At 63.7% G+C, this 14,210-nt stretch carries 16 protein-coding genes and 1 tRNA gene; 6 read left to right on the forward strand and 11 right to left on the reverse strand.

The annotated features are described in order from the left end of the window. Nucleotides 1-5: 5 nt before the first annotated feature. From KIT89_RS11045 to KIT89_RS11055, 3 genes are read left to right on the forward strand one after another with little or no spacing between them, the layout of a single operon-like run. Nucleotides 6-1,025, forward strand: a complete 1,020-nt coding sequence (locus tag KIT89_RS11045; RefSeq protein WP_297601557.1) for a Gfo/Idh/MocA family oxidoreductase — start codon at nt 6-8, stop codon at nt 1,023-1,025. Nucleotides 1,026-1,028: 3 nt separating this feature from the next. Further along, entirely contained in the window at nt 1,029-2,063 is a 1,035-nt protein-coding gene (locus KIT89_RS11050) for a serine hydrolase (RefSeq protein ID WP_297601559.1), read from the forward strand. Further along, nucleotides 2,060-2,809, forward strand: a complete 750-nt coding sequence (locus tag KIT89_RS11055) for a glucosamine-6-phosphate deaminase (protein WP_297601563.1) — start codon at nt 2,060-2,062, stop codon at nt 2,807-2,809. Before KIT89_RS11050 ends, KIT89_RS11055 begins: the two co-directional genes overlap by 4 nt. Nucleotides 2,810-2,834: 25 nt before the next feature. On the opposite strand, the gene KIT89_RS11060 is transcribed toward KIT89_RS11055, so the two are convergent. From KIT89_RS11060 to KIT89_RS11075, 4 genes are all read right to left on the reverse strand, one after another. Continuing rightward, complete coding sequence (locus KIT89_RS11060) at nt 2,835-3,725, reverse strand: MurR/RpiR family transcriptional regulator (protein ID WP_297601566.1); 891 nt, start codon at nt 3,723-3,725, stop codon at nt 2,835-2,837. A gap of 76 nt (nt 3,726-3,801) precedes the next feature. Then, a complete protein-coding gene (gene rarD / locus KIT89_RS11065) occupies nt 3,802-4,692 on the reverse strand; it encodes an EamA family transporter RarD (protein ID WP_297601568.1) in 891 nt (296 codons plus the stop codon). Between the two features lie 212 nt (nt 4,693-4,904). Further along, the gene (locus KIT89_RS11070; protein WP_297601569.1) at nt 4,905-6,119 is read right to left on the reverse strand and encodes an ATP-binding protein; all 1,215 of its coding nucleotides are present in this window, start codon (nt 6,117-6,119) and stop codon (nt 4,905-4,907) included. 75 nt (nt 6,120-6,194) lie between these two features. After that, nucleotides 6,195-6,533, reverse strand: coding sequence for a hypothetical protein (locus tag KIT89_RS11075; RefSeq protein WP_297601570.1), 339 nt, complete (start codon nt 6,531-6,533; stop codon nt 6,195-6,197). 104 nt (nt 6,534-6,637) lie between these two features. Here KIT89_RS11075 and KIT89_RS11080 point away from each other — a divergent pair. Further along, nucleotides 6,638-6,713, forward strand: a tRNA-Arg gene (locus KIT89_RS11080). Between the two features lie 339 nt (nt 6,714-7,052). Continuing rightward, nucleotides 7,053-7,616, forward strand: coding sequence for a hypothetical protein (locus KIT89_RS11085; protein ID WP_297601571.1), 564 nt, complete (start codon nt 7,053-7,055; stop codon nt 7,614-7,616). Between the two features lie 167 nt (nt 7,617-7,783). Here the strand turns inward: KIT89_RS11085 and KIT89_RS11090 are convergent, their stop codons facing one another. The 7 genes from KIT89_RS11090 to xerC form a co-directional block, all read right to left on the reverse strand. Continuing rightward, complete coding sequence (locus tag KIT89_RS11090; RefSeq protein WP_297601573.1) at nt 7,784-7,918, reverse strand: hypothetical protein; 135 nt, start codon at nt 7,916-7,918, stop codon at nt 7,784-7,786. A gap of 131 nt (nt 7,919-8,049) precedes the next feature. After that, entirely contained in the window at nt 8,050-8,418 is a 369-nt protein-coding gene (locus tag KIT89_RS11095) for a hypothetical protein (RefSeq protein ID WP_297601576.1), read from the reverse strand. Further along, on the reverse strand, nt 8,415-8,873 hold the full coding sequence (locus KIT89_RS11100) for a hypothetical protein (protein ID WP_297601579.1): 459 nt from the start codon (nt 8,871-8,873) through the stop codon (nt 8,415-8,417). The genes KIT89_RS11095 and KIT89_RS11100 overlap by 4 nt, the downstream gene beginning before the upstream one ends. Beyond that, a complete protein-coding gene (locus KIT89_RS11105; RefSeq protein ID WP_297601582.1) occupies nt 8,870-9,244 on the reverse strand; it encodes a hypothetical protein in 375 nt (124 codons plus the stop codon). The genes KIT89_RS11100 and KIT89_RS11105 overlap by 4 nt, the downstream gene beginning before the upstream one ends. A gap of 1,257 nt (nt 9,245-10,501) precedes the next feature. Continuing rightward, complete coding sequence (locus tag KIT89_RS11110) at nt 10,502-11,380, reverse strand: HEPN domain-containing protein (RefSeq protein ID WP_297601585.1); 879 nt, start codon at nt 11,378-11,380, stop codon at nt 10,502-10,504. A gap of 139 nt (nt 11,381-11,519) precedes the next feature. After that, nucleotides 11,520-11,702, reverse strand: a complete 183-nt coding sequence (locus tag KIT89_RS11115; RefSeq protein ID WP_297601587.1) for a helix-turn-helix domain-containing protein — start codon at nt 11,700-11,702, stop codon at nt 11,520-11,522. Nucleotides 11,703-11,869: 167 nt separating this feature from the next. Then, entirely contained in the window at nt 11,870-13,051 is a 1,182-nt protein-coding gene (xerC, locus tag KIT89_RS11120; RefSeq protein ID WP_297603959.1) for a tyrosine-type recombinase/integrase, read from the reverse strand. Between the two features lie 249 nt (nt 13,052-13,300). Here xerC and KIT89_RS11125 point away from each other — a divergent pair, with 249 nt between their 5' ends. Then, on the forward strand, nt 13,301-14,209 hold the full coding sequence (locus tag KIT89_RS11125; RefSeq protein ID WP_297601590.1) for a pseudouridine-5'-phosphate glycosidase: 909 nt from the start codon (nt 13,301-13,303) through the stop codon (nt 14,207-14,209). Nucleotide 14,210 lies beyond the last annotated feature (1 nt).

Below are 14,210 nucleotides of genomic sequence, written 5' to 3' on the forward strand. Positions count from 1 at the left end.
GCACAATGAAATTCGGTGTCATCGGCGCGGGAACCTTCGGTTCGCGCCATATCCAGGCTTTCGATCGCCATCCCGATGCTGAGCTCGTCGGTGTGCTCGATCTGAACCGCGAACTCGCAGAGAACGCGGTCGCGAACTTCGCGACGTCGCCGGTGCCGGTGTACACCGACATTGACGAGTTTCTGCAGATCGAAGGGCTCGAAGCGGTCTCTGTCGCCACCCCTGACCACCTTCACGCCGCCCCCGCGATCGCGGTGGCGAAAGCCGGCAAGCACCTGCTCGTCGAGAAGCCGCTCGCAACGACCGTGGAAGACGCCAAGGCGATTCTCGCGGCGTCGCGCGAGGGGGGCGGCCTGCTCATGGTCGACTTCCACAACCGGGTCAACCCTCCTTTCGTCGACGCGTATCAGGCCGTGCGCGACGGTCGCGTCGGAGACGTCAAGTACGTCTATGCGCGTTTGAGCAACACGGTGACCATCGCTTCGATGATCAAGTGGGCGTCGTCTTCGTCGTCGCTGTGGTTTCTTGCCAGCCACATGGTCGATATCGCGCAATGGATCGTCGGCGAGCGCATCGTCAGGGTGACTGCCCGACAACTGACCGGCACGCTGCACGATCGAGGCATTGAGACTCCCGACCTGTTCGTGATCCTGGCGGAATTCGAGTCGGGGGCGTTGGGGGTCTTCGAGCATGCCTGGATTCTTCCGGCCGGCAATCCCAGCAACACCGACTTGAAGTTCGAACTCTTGGGCAGCGATGGGGCGGTGCACATCGACACGACACACAATCGCACGGTCGAGATTCACACGGCCGACGCGCTGCAGTACCCTGCAGTGCTCGTGCCCCCCTACGGCCCGCGAATGACGGGTTTCGTGCTCGACGCTCTCGCTCAGTTCGTCGACGCCGTGCACGGTCGGGGAGACGTTCTCGCGACGGGCGAGGAGGGCCTGCAGGTGACCGCTGTGCTGTGCGCGATTCTCGACTCGATCGAGGCGGGAGAAGCTGTCGAGGTCGAGGCCGTCTGACGGATGCGTATCGACGAGGTGCACGACGACGCTCTGCAGGCGCTGCTGACACAAGGGGTGTCGCAGCAGCTCTTCTCCGGGGCGGCGGCCGCCGTCTCGATCGATGGGAGACGTCAGTTCGCCTGTGCCGGCACGCACGCGTTCGGCGACTCGACGGCAGTCGGGCCGCAGAGCCTCTTCGACCTCGCCTCTGTCACCAAGACGTTCACGGCGGCGGCCATCGTGCGCCTTGCCGTGGCAGGCGAGATCGAGCTCGATGCCGATGTGTCTGAGCTGCTCGAGATCGGGGGAGGCGCGAAAGGCATCACCGTGCGGCAGCTGCTGACGCACACTGCCGGCCTGCCCGCAGAATCCGGAGCATGGCACGACTCGGCGGTTCAGCCAGAAGCGAGAGCCTCGACAGTGCTGAGCGCACCGTTGCTCGACCCGCCGGGCAGCGTTCACCGGTATTCGTGCGTGGGGTACATCGCGGCGGGGGTTGTCGCAGAACGAGTGACGGGCGCGCCGCTCAGCGAGCTGCTGAGAGAGACTGTTCTCGATCCGCTCAGCCTCGGCTCTATCGGGTTCGGCCCCGTCGATCGCACTCGCGCTGTCGCGACCGAGGAGCAGCCCTGGGTCGGTCGTGCGATGCTGCGAGGAGAAGTGCACGATGAACTGTCGTGGTATCTCGGTGGCAAGACAGGCAACGCTGGACTGTTCGCCACCGCTGACGACGTGCTCTCGTTCGCAGAGAGCTTGATCGACGACCGTCTGTTCAACGATGAGGCGAGGCGACTGCTGACCGTCAACGCACTGACCTCTCGTCACCGTGCGCCCTACGGCCAAGCGCTGGGAGCGAGGATCGGTGATCGCGATATCGTCGGCGACCGGCAGGTGCTGTGCCACCCTGGGTTCACCGGCACGATGTGGCTGGCTGATCCCGAGCAGAAGGTTGCTGCGGTACTGCTCACCAATCGGGTTCACCCTCACCGAGATCGAGTCGATCTCGGCGACTTCCGTCGACGCTTCAGCTCTACCGTGCTGGGAGCGCCCCGATGACCCGCATCGTGATCGCTGAGCACTCGGCCGCGGCCGGAGAATTCGCCGCAGATCTCGTCGTCGAGCAGCTTCAGCGCACGTCGACGCCGACGCTCGGTGTCGCGACAGGGTCGACGCCTCTGCCGATCTGGGCGGCGCTGTCGCGACGCCGCATCCCGATGGGCGGGGTGACGGTGTTCGCGCTCGATGAGTACTTGGGTCTCGCTCCAGGGCACCCGCAGAGCTATCGGGCTGTCATCGAACGCGAGATTATCGGGCCGCTCGGCATCGACCCAGGTCGCGCGTTCACACCGCGCACGACGGGTGACCACGAGCTGGCCGCACGCGACTACGAAGCGCAGATCAGAGCGGTGGGCGGCGTCGATGTTCAAGTGCTGGGCATCGGACGAAACGGGCACATCGGGTTCAACGAGCCAGGCTCGTCGCTCGCAGGATCAACCCGCGTCGTGACGCTCTCAGAGGAGACGCGCCGCGACAACGCACGATTCTTCGCCGATGCTCGCGAGGTGCCGACGCACTCCATCACTCAAGGCGTCGGCACGATCTTGCGTGCCCGGCAGCTCGTGCTGGTGGCGTTCGGGCGTCACAAGGCCTCAGCCGTCGCGCGCGCCGTGGAGGGCGCCGTGTCGACGGCGACTCCCGCATCGGCACTGCAGCTGCATTCGGATGCGTGGGTCGTGCTCGACCCCGACGCTTCGGCTGAACTCACGTTCGCACGCGATAGCGCGCTGCGTCTGGAGAGATGATCGGGGCATCGGCGAACTGACCTCGTCAGTGCCCGGTGCGCGGCCGATCGTAGCTGAGTCGATGCGGCTGCACCGCGTTGTACGTCTGCTCCAGAGGTTCGGCGAACTGATCGGTCAACTGCTGGGCGACTCGCACGAACAAGAAGTCGATCACGGCTAATTGAGCAATACGACCAGACATGGCGCCGGGCCGATATCGAGTCTCGCTCGCACTCGTCGTCAAGAGGTGATCGACGTCTCGAGAGATGGGCGACGCAGGAAAGTTCGTGACGAGCACCGTGGTCGCGCCGCGAGCGCGCGCTGCGGCGAGGCTCTCACCGATCTCGACCGTCAGGCCGCTGTGCGAGAAGCCGATGGCAACGCAGCCAGGTGTGAGCACTGCTGCGCTGGTGAGTGCGAGGTGCACGTCACTCCACGCGAACGACACCATGCCGACACGGTGAAGCTTCTGCTGAAGGTCGGTGGCAGCCACTCCGCTGGACGCGACGCCATAGATGTCGACTCGCGGGGCCGCGACGATGGCGCCGGCGACCGCGTCGAGCGTCTCGAGGTTGATCGCAGCGGCTGTGTCTTCGATTGCCTTCCCCTCGTGAAACGCGACTTTGGCCACGACCGATTGAGCGTCGTCGTCTGCAGAGATATCGCTGTCAGAGACTCCGAATCTGCTTCGCGACACTTGTTCTCGCCCGACGGCAGAGGCCAGCTCGCGGCGGAACTCCGCGTACCCGCTGTACCCCAGACTCCTCGAGAACCTCACGACCGAGGCGACCGATGTGTTCGAGGCCTCGGCCACCTCTGTGATGCTTAGGTTGACGGCCAGTGTCGGATCCGTCTGCACGAATTCGCCCACGCGCCGTTCTGAAGGGCGAAGTGCGGGCAGTGACGCTCGCAGCTTGCGCATCACGTCGTCGACCACCGCGGCCTGCCTCTCTCGTGTCTCATCCGGGGTGCTGTCGTGATCTGCTGCGCCGATGCAGCCACGATCGTGGTGTTCACGGTACAACAGCCGGTGGCCGTAGTCGTCGCGCAACGGTCAGCGTGATCATGCCGTCGAGTGCCATGAGGAACAACGCGGCGACGAGCATGATGAACAATATCCAGTCAAAGACTGAGAGCGATTCTCCAAGGGCTATCGCCGCGACGAAGAGCAGCACAGACTCCAGGTAGCCGAGGAGTCCGAACGCAGGCATGCTCAGCCTGAGTGCGGCGTTGAGGTACAACCACATGGCGAGAGCAGCCACGATTGCCATGAGCAGGAGCAAGGGGGTTGGTGCGCTGAACGGCGAGGGCGAGAGCGCGATGAGGGCGACAGCGACCGGCATCAGCATTGCGCATTCGATACCGAAGGCCGCCGGCATGTCGAGACGGAAGCGCCGACGCAATGAGAAATAGAGCGTGTATCCACCGCAGATGACGAAGGTCACCCACGAGGCAGGGCCAGACACTGTCGCGTTGGCGACGACCGCGATGCCGGCGATCGCGACCGCTACCCATTGCAGTGTCGAGAGAGGGTCGCGAAAGACGAGGCGCCCGACGACCACGAGGCAGAGCGGCAGCAGCAGGTAGCCGAATGAGGCGTCGAAGGCGTGCCCGTGAGCGGGGGTCCAGGCGAACATCCACATCTGCACGCCGACGAGCAGTGCGGTGAGCACGAGCACGCCGACGAGCACCTTCTTCGCCCTGATCAGCGTCGACAGTGCTGAGAGCGCTGCTCGACCGGCACCGGTGACGGCGAGCGCGGCGAGAAACAGGGCGGTGATCACGATCCGCCACCCGAGAACCTCTGTCGGCGTCGCGTCGACGACGCCTGCGAGGTAGAAGGTGACGCCGAAGAGCGTGCTCGCGCCGACCGATGACGCGGCTCCTGCAGTCAGGAAGCGCACGATTCTCGCACTCGCGTCGAGCCCAGTTCAGAGGCGTGCAAGCGTCTTTACCCCTCAGAGATCACGCCATCGCGAAGCGCGGAGCAACAACAGTACATCAATTACAGAAAAGTCAATCTACACGAAAATTCTTGACACAGTGTGCGTGTGCCGTGTGCTCACCGGTCGTGAGCGGAAGCGCAGTTCCACTGACTGCATATGTCGATACCTTGCTATCTCGCGATTCTTTGGATCGGCATCTCGATAGTGACGGTCGTGCCGACCCCGAGCTCGCTCGTGATCGACACCGTGCCGCCGTGTGCGTCGACGATCTGCTTAACCAGCGGCAGCCCGAGTCCGACGCCCGGCACCGCCTCGTCGTCGGATCGGTCGGTGCGAAAGAAGCGCGTGAACAACTGCGCGGTGTCGACTTCGGCAATGCCGCTGCCGTTGTCGGCGACCTCGAGCCTGACGCGATCAGAGCCCAGGGCACTCGTCGAGATCGTCACCTGCCCGTTCGCCGCCACCGCGCTGAGCGCGTTCGACAGCAGAGCCCCGATCACTCGCGTGCAGAGCGACAGGTCGGCGCGACACTGCACGGGGCCTCCGACCACCCGCACTGTCACGTCGCCGCGCAGTGCCACGAGTGCAGATTCGCTGACGATCGACGTGGCGAGCGCGGTGAGGTCAAGGTCGATCTCGTGAACATGCAGTCGACTCGTGAACGAGTTCGCCGCCAGAATGAAGTGCTCGATGACCGCTTGCTCGCGTTCGAGATTGCGATCGACGATCGCAAGATAGTGCGCCAGCAGGCTCTCGTCATCGGTGATCTCGTCGCGAGCGAGCTCGAGAAAGCCTTTCATCGCTGTCAGCGGCGTTCGCAGCTCGTGCGACACCGTGCTGATGAGCCGGTCGCGCACGCGCACAGCGTCGACCAGCTCGGTGACGTCGCTCAGGGCGACGACCGTGGCTTCCACCGCGCCTCGAGCGTTTCTCAGGCGACTCGAGCTCGCGCGAAAGGCGTGCGGTGTTCCGTCTGCCTGATGCACCCAGAACAGCTCTTCGACGTGGTAATGGTTGGCCAGCGCGCGGGCGATGGGGCCGTCACCAGGGGGGTATGGCGTCACCCCGTCGGCCTCGTAGGCCTGAATGCTGCGCAGAGTGCTCGTATCGACACTGCCTGCGCCCGCCACGACCGGATGCTCGCGAATGGTGCGATTGACGAGCAGAACCTCGGAGTCAGAGTTGAGCACCACGATGCCGGCATCGACTGTCTCGACGATCGCATCTCGCAGCTGTCGAACCGTGCTCTCGGCAGTCGACGCCGACGCCGCTTCGTCGACCAGCGCGTAGGCGAGGAGGGCAGTCAGCACCATCGCGACGGGAAAGAAGGCGAGCAGTGAGAGAGAGCCGGCGTCAGCCGTGACTGCGCCGGAGGCCAATGACACGACGTCGGGAACGACGAGCAGACACGCGAGGGCTCCCGTGAGCGCCAGCGAGCGCAGGTAGCCGCTCGTGCCGAGCTAGACCGCAGGAATGGTGAGGGCGAGCAGAAGTCGGGTCGTCGAGGTCGGGGCCTGCGCTCGCATGGCGAAGAGTGCGAGCGCGTCGAGAACCGGCACCGCGTAGAAGAGCGCGACGGTGGGTGTCAAGTCCAGGGGGGGCCGCATGACGATCGTCGTGGCCACGATGAGCAGCACGGCGCCGATGGCGGCGCCTGTGGTCAGGAGGGCTTGCGCATCGATCGCCACGATCACGGCGATCGGCAGCAGCAGCGTGCCGATGAACAGCCACTGGGTGACCTGAATGGTGGCGCGCGCGTCATAGGGCTGGGGGAACAGAGTGATGGTCGGCCACCTCATCGCGGGCCCTCCGCTTCGTCACGCACGACCCTAGTGCGAACCGGCCCGACGCACCGAGCCCCGCCCGAGGGCTGATATGCTCGCTCAGTCGCTGTGTGCGATGTGCGCCCGTAGCTCAATGGATAGAGCATCTGACTACGGATCAGAAGGTTGGGAGTTCGAGTCTCTCCGGGCGCGCCACATAAATCCCTGGTCAGGGGCTACTTCTCGAATGGTGCTCCGCCATGCCCGCTACAGTCGTGCAATCTGGGTGCAATTCAGGGGCCGAAAGAGGCCCTCGAAGGCCGAGTCTTGAAAGACGAGCGGGGCTAGTCTTTGGCCATGGATGACCTTGTTTGCGAAGAGTGCGGCTCCGAGCCGATCTACCGTCAGTTCGATACAACTCAGTTGACGGACACCTCCCGGTCTTTCGAGAGCGTTCCCGACCGCTGTTCAAACGATCAGTGCGAGAACGCCTACGGGGGGGCCTTCTCCGGCTTCACCGTGCCGCGGTCTCAATGGAACGCGCGGAGTTAGGGGATGCTGAAACTACTCCGTGCCCTGATTGCGCTCGCACTGCTAGGTGGCGTCGCGTGGGTGATCGTGTGGTTGGCCATCCTGGTGGTCGAGTGGTTCGTTTCTCTCCCGCCAGAGACCATGACGCCGGTCGCGGCGCTACTGGGTGTGCTCCTGGTGCCGATCATCACCTTCTTCACATCGAGGGCACTGGAGCGACGGCGGGGGCGTGAGAACGCAATCCGTGAGAGCAAGACGAAGCTCTATGACGAGATGATGACCGGGCTGATGCGAATGCTGAATCTGCGAAAGAACGCCCCGATGCCCGAGAAAGAGATGGTCGCCTTCTTTGCGGACATCACTCCGCAGATCATTACCTATGGGTCGCGGCGGGTCATTCGAGCGTGGAACGAGTTCCGCAAAGTCTCCCGGGTCTCTCCGAACGACGGCAAGGCGGCTCTGCTGGCCTTTGAGGGTCTCTTGAAGGCGATGCGCGCAGACCTTGGACACACAGTGTTTACGCACCCTCAGGGCGAGTTGCTCGGGGTGTTCGTGAACGACATAGACGAGGCCTTCAAGAACAAGTAGGAGAGATGGGGAGCCGCGCTCCGTGCCAACACAACGCGACTCCCCGGGGGTGCTGTCCTCCGTCAACCGCCCGAAGCCGGAGGCCAGCGGCGCGGCCACCTAAGCAAGGAGGGCTGTGAAGACCGCGCGGTCTGGAAAATTCTTGTTTGGTCAGTAGATGCCTGTGGTCAGTCGTTCACGAATTCTTGATTCTTGTTTGCGGGCTTGAAGTAACGGCGGCGGATTGCATTCTGGAGTTCGGTACTCAGTTCGATTTCGCCCCGCTCGACAAAGCAATGAACCGTGCCGTCGTAGAGGGCCACGTACGCGAGCTTCTTCGAACCTGCTGGATGCGCGACCCGGCACCCTGGCGGGATTCCGTAGGTGACCTTCCCGACCCTCAGCGGCATCGCATTCCCGGCGAACGTAGGTTTCGTGACCTTGAGTCGCGGTCTCATGAGCGGGCCTCCAGACGGTCTCTGAGGAGCGTTGCGAGGGTGCGCAACGACATGATGGCGAATTGATCTTCAGCGGGTCGAGCGGCTCGAAACTGGACGGCGACGCCCAGAGGATTCTGGTCGTCTTGGGCGGCACGCTCGGCGCGGTCGAGAAGCTCGCCGGGTCGAATTTCGTAGGAGGTCGAAGTCAGAATTGAGACACCCTCGACCCCGACGACGTGGCCGTGCGGAGGTCGGAATGCGTCGCTCATGCGATTGGCCAGCGGCACCGGCTGAGCGGTCTCGATGCCCTCGGCCCGCAGTGCGAGCGCGATGCGCTCTCTGTACTCGCGCGAGCGCTTGCGGTTCTGTGCGTCGGCCATCATCGCCCCCGGGTCTCGCCGCGCGTCACGAGCGCACGAGCGGGCGCTGAGTTGATCGTCCGCGATGTCTGGAGACGCCCGAACTTCTGATCGATGTCCCGGAGGGCCTTGCGGCGCTCGCCGTCGTCCACGATGGCGTATGCGGCTCGGCGGGCCTGCTCTCGTGCCTCGTCTGCTTCTGGTGTGCCGGGCGTCCACGATTCGAGGTCATCGGGAGCGGGGCCGGGTCGGAATCGAACCTCACCCCAGCGGGCGAACTGTGCCGCCTCATCATGTACGAGCGCGGGCCATCCGGGAGCGCCGTGGCGGTCTCGTGCGGCCTGAATCAGATCGTCTGTGATGGTGATGGTCTCGCCTCTGGTGGTCACGTGACTGAGCGCCATGATTCCCGTGCTCGTCGGAATCGTGAGTCCAGTCACCAAGAAATGAACTTGGTCGCCAGGCTTGGGCAATTTCATGATTTATTCCCTTCGATGGAGGCGAGCGCCGCGGCGGCGGTCTCTCGGATTTCGTGCGCGAGGTCGCCGCGCTCCCGGGTTTCGAGAGCTTCGGCCAGCGGCTCGGCAAGATGCGGATGGTCGCGGATGACGCGGCCCAGAGCCGCGGCGATGTCTTTGGTGTTCTCGACCTGGCGGAGGATGTCCTCGCGCTCGACCCCCAGGCGCGTCCAGATCGCCATAGCGGCTTTCACAACGGAGTCACCGGCCCGGAGCGCATCCTTCGTCTGACCTGCCGACATAGCGGCATCTGCGAGTGCCTGAGCGCGCTCTGCGGTCTCGATGACCGCGGCCAGCAATGAGAACGGGTCGCTCAGCGTGGTGGCGGTCACGGAGTCCCGCACCGCGGCCCCAGCGTGCGAACGTCCGTGTCTCCGGAGGGCATCGGGAGAGATTTGAAACTGAGCGGCAATCCGCACAATTGGCGCACCGTTGAGCAACGCGCGCTCGACCTCTTGGCGCTGTGGATGCTCGCACGTCGTGCAGGGTCGGCCTGCTCGCTGAGGGGTCGAGGTGGTCATATTTAGTACTATCGTCCAAACCCCTCCAGAAGTTACGTCTCGGTTCGTGACTGCTCCCGAAGGTGCCTGCGCATCCGGTACAAGGTCGCGCGACTACGAGGTTTCGAGCGCCATGCGTTGTACTGCAAGAAGGCGTCCCGGCTCGGCAGTCGGGCGAACAAGGCGAGCACCGCGAGGTCGTCGGTGTCCCACGTGGCTGGCTTTCTGGAAATCGACCCGCCCTTTCGCCCTGCTTCACGTCGCTGAGAAATCCACTCCTCAGACCAGTCTCGGAGTGCCGCGGTCGCGGCGAGGTCGGCCATGGTTTCTACTGTTCCCAACTCAAGGCCGATGCCTGCCCCGTCGTGCAGGCTCCAGGTCTGGCCACGCTCGCGGACGCGAGCTTCGAACAGGGCCGCGAGTTGCGCATGCGATGGCGGAGCGAAGCCATCTCCCTGGAGGTCATTGATAGTTCGATAGCCCCAGTGCTGGAGATAAGTCCAGACATCCAGGTAGTAGCTTCGGGCCGGTCGCACGACCTCGCCCGTTTGCTCGTCTACGAGCGCTCGGGCGTAGTGGCGTCGGAGCGTCGGGAATCGAAGCTGCTTGCGGTCGTCTTTACCTGCGCCTCTTGCTTGAGTTGCCCTGTTCGCGGCGCGACTCACTACTGCGTGATCTGGTTCTGGATTCCCCCTACCGGGGGAACTGGCCTTATCTGAGACAGAAGGGGGCACCTTATCTGAGACAGCCCGAGCGCTGATGTTTCGAGTGCCGGACGGTAGAATGGCGGTCATAGTCAACTCCCGACCGTCGCCTCTCTCTCCAGGATGGGGCGGCGGTCATTTTTCGTAGAGGGTGCGCTAAACGGGCCTCGACCTGTCGCGCGTTGTCTCTCAGTACTATCGACCCGCGAGGCGAGAATCTTGCGGCGAGCGCCGAAGTCGTTAGGCGCATACGGTGCATCAATGCCGATTCGTTTAGCGCATACCGTTTAGCGCGTACGGGCTGACGGGGGTCGTATGCGCTAAGGGTTTAGCGCGAACGTCGCTCAAGTGTTTAGCGCGACGTGCTGGCAAGTAGGCGTGCCAGTTAGATCGATAGCGAAGGCTCGTCTGACGCAGGCAAGCGAAACACAGGTCGATTTCCATTGCCTGACTTCTCCAGGACGCCCGCAGCGACCCGACGACCCATGAAGGCCAGGAAGCTCTCGTACAAGGGCCTGTCCGCATTGTTCAGAGGTCTGACGATTCCGACAAGCGCTTGAAGTTCGATTCCTGTTGCGGACTCGTGCTCCGACAGGTGTCCATGAACCTCTCTCCACCACTCGGAGTCTGCATCCGCTCGAATCGTCATCCATACGCGGAAGTGATAGTCCATCTCCTGCACAAGTTTCGGAATGAACTCACGCCACTTCTTCACATCCTGCGCCCACAGACGCGCGCGGGTTCGCCCTGTGTGCGCAATCTCCCCTCTGATGGTCACGAACCTCATGAGCTTCGTTCGAATCGTCGAGTTGGTCGAGTTGTGCCACGAAACAGAGTCGAGAACTGACTCCCCCAGAACGGAATAGTGCAGTTCCGCAACGCCTTTGGGATTGGCATTGGAGAGTCCGAAGCTTGAGGGGTGATCGTCAAGACCTCGAACGTATGTCCCGACCACCTCCGGAAGTACCTGACGCCAACCACCATCAACTAGTTGCCAAGGATCGATCTTGTTCTTGCTAGTGATGAAATCTTTGGTGGCCTGAGGCAACTCAGCCGCAGGTCTCGTCGCCAGCCATTCGACTAGTTCGACCAGGCTCTCCTCGACGTAGACTTCCCACGCTGCGTACATGAGCAACATGCACGAGCGAAGCAGAGGCCGCTCGTTCTTGGTGGGGAAACTAACCTTTCCATCGGCGCTCTCGTGCCTCATGAGTAGGTTGTCAACGTCGCCAATCAGCCGGTTGAAGAGAACAACTGCTTCCATCTGCGGGACACTTGGGACTAGTCGAACGGGCATCTCGTAGCAACCTTCCCGACATCGCGGAGGCGGGTTCCTTGTCGAAGCCTCAAGTCTCTCCCATAGTACGGACAGGCATCGACTCGCCCCTATGAGCACGTCGAGTTCAGCGGTTCGGCACAGTAAGCGGACGCCCGAGCGCCTCGAGCGCATCCAGGGGGATTCGGATAGAGCGCGCACCGATACGTCGTGCTGGAAGCTCGCCGCGGGAGATGAGTCGGCGCACCGTCTTCTCGGAGATTGAGAGACGCTCGGCGGCGGTGGCGATGGTGACGAGTTGCGAGGTCATGGGGTTGTCCCTAGAACGAAGTCGAGCGAACCCAGGCTTCTGCCTGTCCGCGACTCCGGCCCCTCAGAGGGCGCGCTGGGGTTCGTCATTCCGCCAGCCGCACCGGGTGACCCGGCGCGACCACTCTAGGGCATTCGTGAGAAGCGTTCTTATCTCTCGAATTTGGGCTACTGGTCTGTGCCTGTGTGCGGAAGCTCGGTGACGTTCAACGGGACGACGGGCGGGAGCAGGGGCATCCTGTCGGCCAACTCCGCAGAGCGGTCGTTGACCTTCTTGACGTAGTGGCGCTCGGTTACGGCACTGTCGGAGTGTCCCGAGAAATCTCGCGCCTCGATGAGGCTCGCGCCCGCCGATGCAATCACGTGAGAGACACCGAAGGTTCGCAGGTCGTGCTCCCGAACTACGTCACGGACACCAGCGGCATCGCGCGCGCTGTTCCAGGACTTGTTGAAGTCACTGTCGTGGATGAACTCGGAGCGGCCCTTCGGGGCGAACAACAACGAGTCCGGAAACGCACCCACGTGCGCGGCCAGGTGCGCTTCAACCTCAGGCGTCATCCACGTGGGCAGGGTCTGCACTCGGATGCCACGGTCGCTCTTGGGGGCGCTGACGAACCAGCCCTGACGGGCCACGTAGAGCGCCTCTCGGTGCACGTCAATGACGTAGCGGCCATCGATGAGGGCGAGGTCGCGGCGGCGCAGAGCGCGCCACTCAGAGAGCCTCAGACCGCCGTAGGCGGCGATGAGCACGGCCATCCTGTAGCGGCCCTCGACGCGCTCCGCCAGGATGGCCAACTCATCGAGCGTCGGGGGTCGGTGTGACAACCCCGTAGTGCTCTTCGTGAGCTTCGCCTCGACTGGATTCTTCGTGATGATGCCGTCATCAATGGCAGTGTTCATAATCGCGCGCAAGACTCGCGCCTCTGCGCCCGCTGTGGTTCCACCGACCTTCATGCGACCCGCGTGCCAGGTGCGCACTCGTGCGCTAGTGATCGTCGTGAGGCTGTCTTCTGCGAACTCGGAGAGACCCTTCGCAACATGTCGCCGGTACTCCGTGGCCGTTTTCGGGCGCAGGGGCTGACCCTTGGCATTGGTGCGCTGTGCAATCCAGGTCTCGGCGTACACCTTGAAGGTCTCGGCGCTCGCCGTCTTGGGATTGCGCCATGTTCCCCTCTCGATTTCGACCCGCACGCGTGACTTCCAGGCGCGGGCATCCGGCATTGACGAGAAGGTCATCGGCGCGTTGTAAATGACGCCATCTGGCCCGGGGTAACGCACCTGGATGCGACCGCTCGGGAGTCTGCGGACGTGGCCCCAGTCCTCGCGATTCTTCTTGTACTTGCGCGCCATGGTCACTGCCCTCTCGTGAATTGCACGTGCAATCTGCGTGCAATTCAATCCGTCATCTAGTGTCCATCCTAGGGCACTCGATCAGACAGGAGGGTTCGATAATTCATGAAATAACAGGCATCGAGCGGGGTTCGGCCCTATCGTGCAATCCCGCCAAAAATGGAGACTTTCTGACTACGGATCAGAAGGTTGGGAGTTCGAGTCTCTCCGGGCGCGCTCTTTCCTGTCGATCACCGCTAACCTTGCTCGGTGACCAGCCTGATGCTCTCTGACGAGGTCGCCTCCGCCGTCGCGGACGGCCGCCCCGTCGTCGCCCTCGAATCGACCATCATCAGCCACGGCCTGCCGCGCCCTCGCAACCTCGCGGCGGCGATCGAGTTCGAAGAGATCCTGCGAGAGCAGGGCGTGACTCCGGCCACGATCGCTGTGCTCGACGGGGTTGCTCGCATCGGGCTCGACGCCGAAGGAGTGCGTCGCATCGCCGACGACGAACTGGCGAAGGCGAGCGTGCGCGACCTTCCGATTCTCGTCGCGCGCGGCGCGAGCGGCGCGACGACGGTCGCCGCCACGGCGCATCTCGCGGCACGCGCGGGCATCCGCGTGTTCGCCACAGGAGGCCTCGGCGGCGTGCACCGCGGAGCCAGCGAGACGTTCGACGAATCGGCCGACCTCTCGACCCTGGCGGTGACACCCATCACGGTCGTCTCGGCCGGCGTGAAGAGCGTGCTCGACATCGCTGCCACGCTCGAGCGGCTCGAGACGCTGTCGGTGCCCGTCATCGGCCTCGGCACGACCGAGTTTCCGAGCTTCTGGCTGCGCGAGAGCGGCTTCACGCTCGACTGGTCGGTCGACAGCCCCGAGCAGATCGCCGACATCATGGCGGCGCACGATGCGCTCGGTCACGGTCAGGGCATCGTGGTGGCCAACCCGATCGCTGCCGAGCAGGCGTGGCAGCGAGACGAGCACGACCGAGTGCTGAGCGTGGCGTTCGCCGAGGCCGAGCAGCAGCAGATCAGAGGCAAGGCGGTGACCCCGTTCTTGCTCGGTCGCATCGTCGAGCTCAGCGGCGGGCGCAGCCTCGAGGTCAATCTCGACCTGGCGCGCAACAATGTGGCCGTCGCGGGTCGCATCGCGACGGCCTGGGCCGCGCGAGACTGAG

The sequence above is a fragment of the Microcella sp. genome (assembly GCF_025808395.1).
GTDB lineage: Bacteria > Actinomycetota > Actinomycetes > Actinomycetales > Microbacteriaceae > Microcella.

What these genes read in the sequence shown, in the direction of transcription:
- KIT89_RS11115 (WP_297601587.1), bottom strand. Translation starts at nt 11,702, where the DNA reads ATGACCTCGCAACTCGTCACCATCGCCACCGCCGCCGAGCGTCTCTCA.
- KIT89_RS11085 (WP_297601571.1), top strand. Translation starts at nt 7,053, where the DNA reads ATGCTGAAACTACTCCGTGCCCTGATTGCGCTCGCACTGCTAGGTGGC.
- KIT89_RS11055 (WP_297601563.1), top strand. Translation starts at nt 2,060, where the DNA reads ATGACCCGCATCGTGATCGCTGAGCACTCGGCCGCGGCCGGAGAATTC.
- KIT89_RS11095 (WP_297601576.1), bottom strand. Translation starts at nt 8,418, where the DNA reads ATGATGGCCGACGCACAGAACCGCAAGCGCTCGCGCGAGTACAGAGAG.
- KIT89_RS11100 (WP_297601579.1), bottom strand. Translation starts at nt 8,873, where the DNA reads ATGAAATTGCCCAAGCCTGGCGACCAAGTTCATTTCTTGGTGACTGGA.
- KIT89_RS11045 (WP_297601557.1), top strand. Translation starts at nt 6, where the DNA reads ATGAAATTCGGTGTCATCGGCGCGGGAACCTTCGGTTCGCGCCATATC.
- xerC (WP_297603959.1), bottom strand. Translation starts at nt 13,051, where the DNA reads ATGGCGCGCAAGTACAAGAAGAATCGCGAGGACTGGGGCCACGTCCGC.
- KIT89_RS11110 (WP_297601585.1), bottom strand. Translation starts at nt 11,380, where the DNA reads ATGGAAGCAGTTGTTCTCTTCAACCGGCTGATTGGCGACGTTGACAAC.
- KIT89_RS11075 (WP_297601570.1), bottom strand. Translation starts at nt 6,533, where the DNA reads ATGAGGTGGCCGACCATCACTCTGTTCCCCCAGCCCTATGACGCGCGC.
- KIT89_RS11050 (WP_297601559.1), top strand. Translation starts at nt 1,029, where the DNA reads ATGCGTATCGACGAGGTGCACGACGACGCTCTGCAGGCGCTGCTGACA.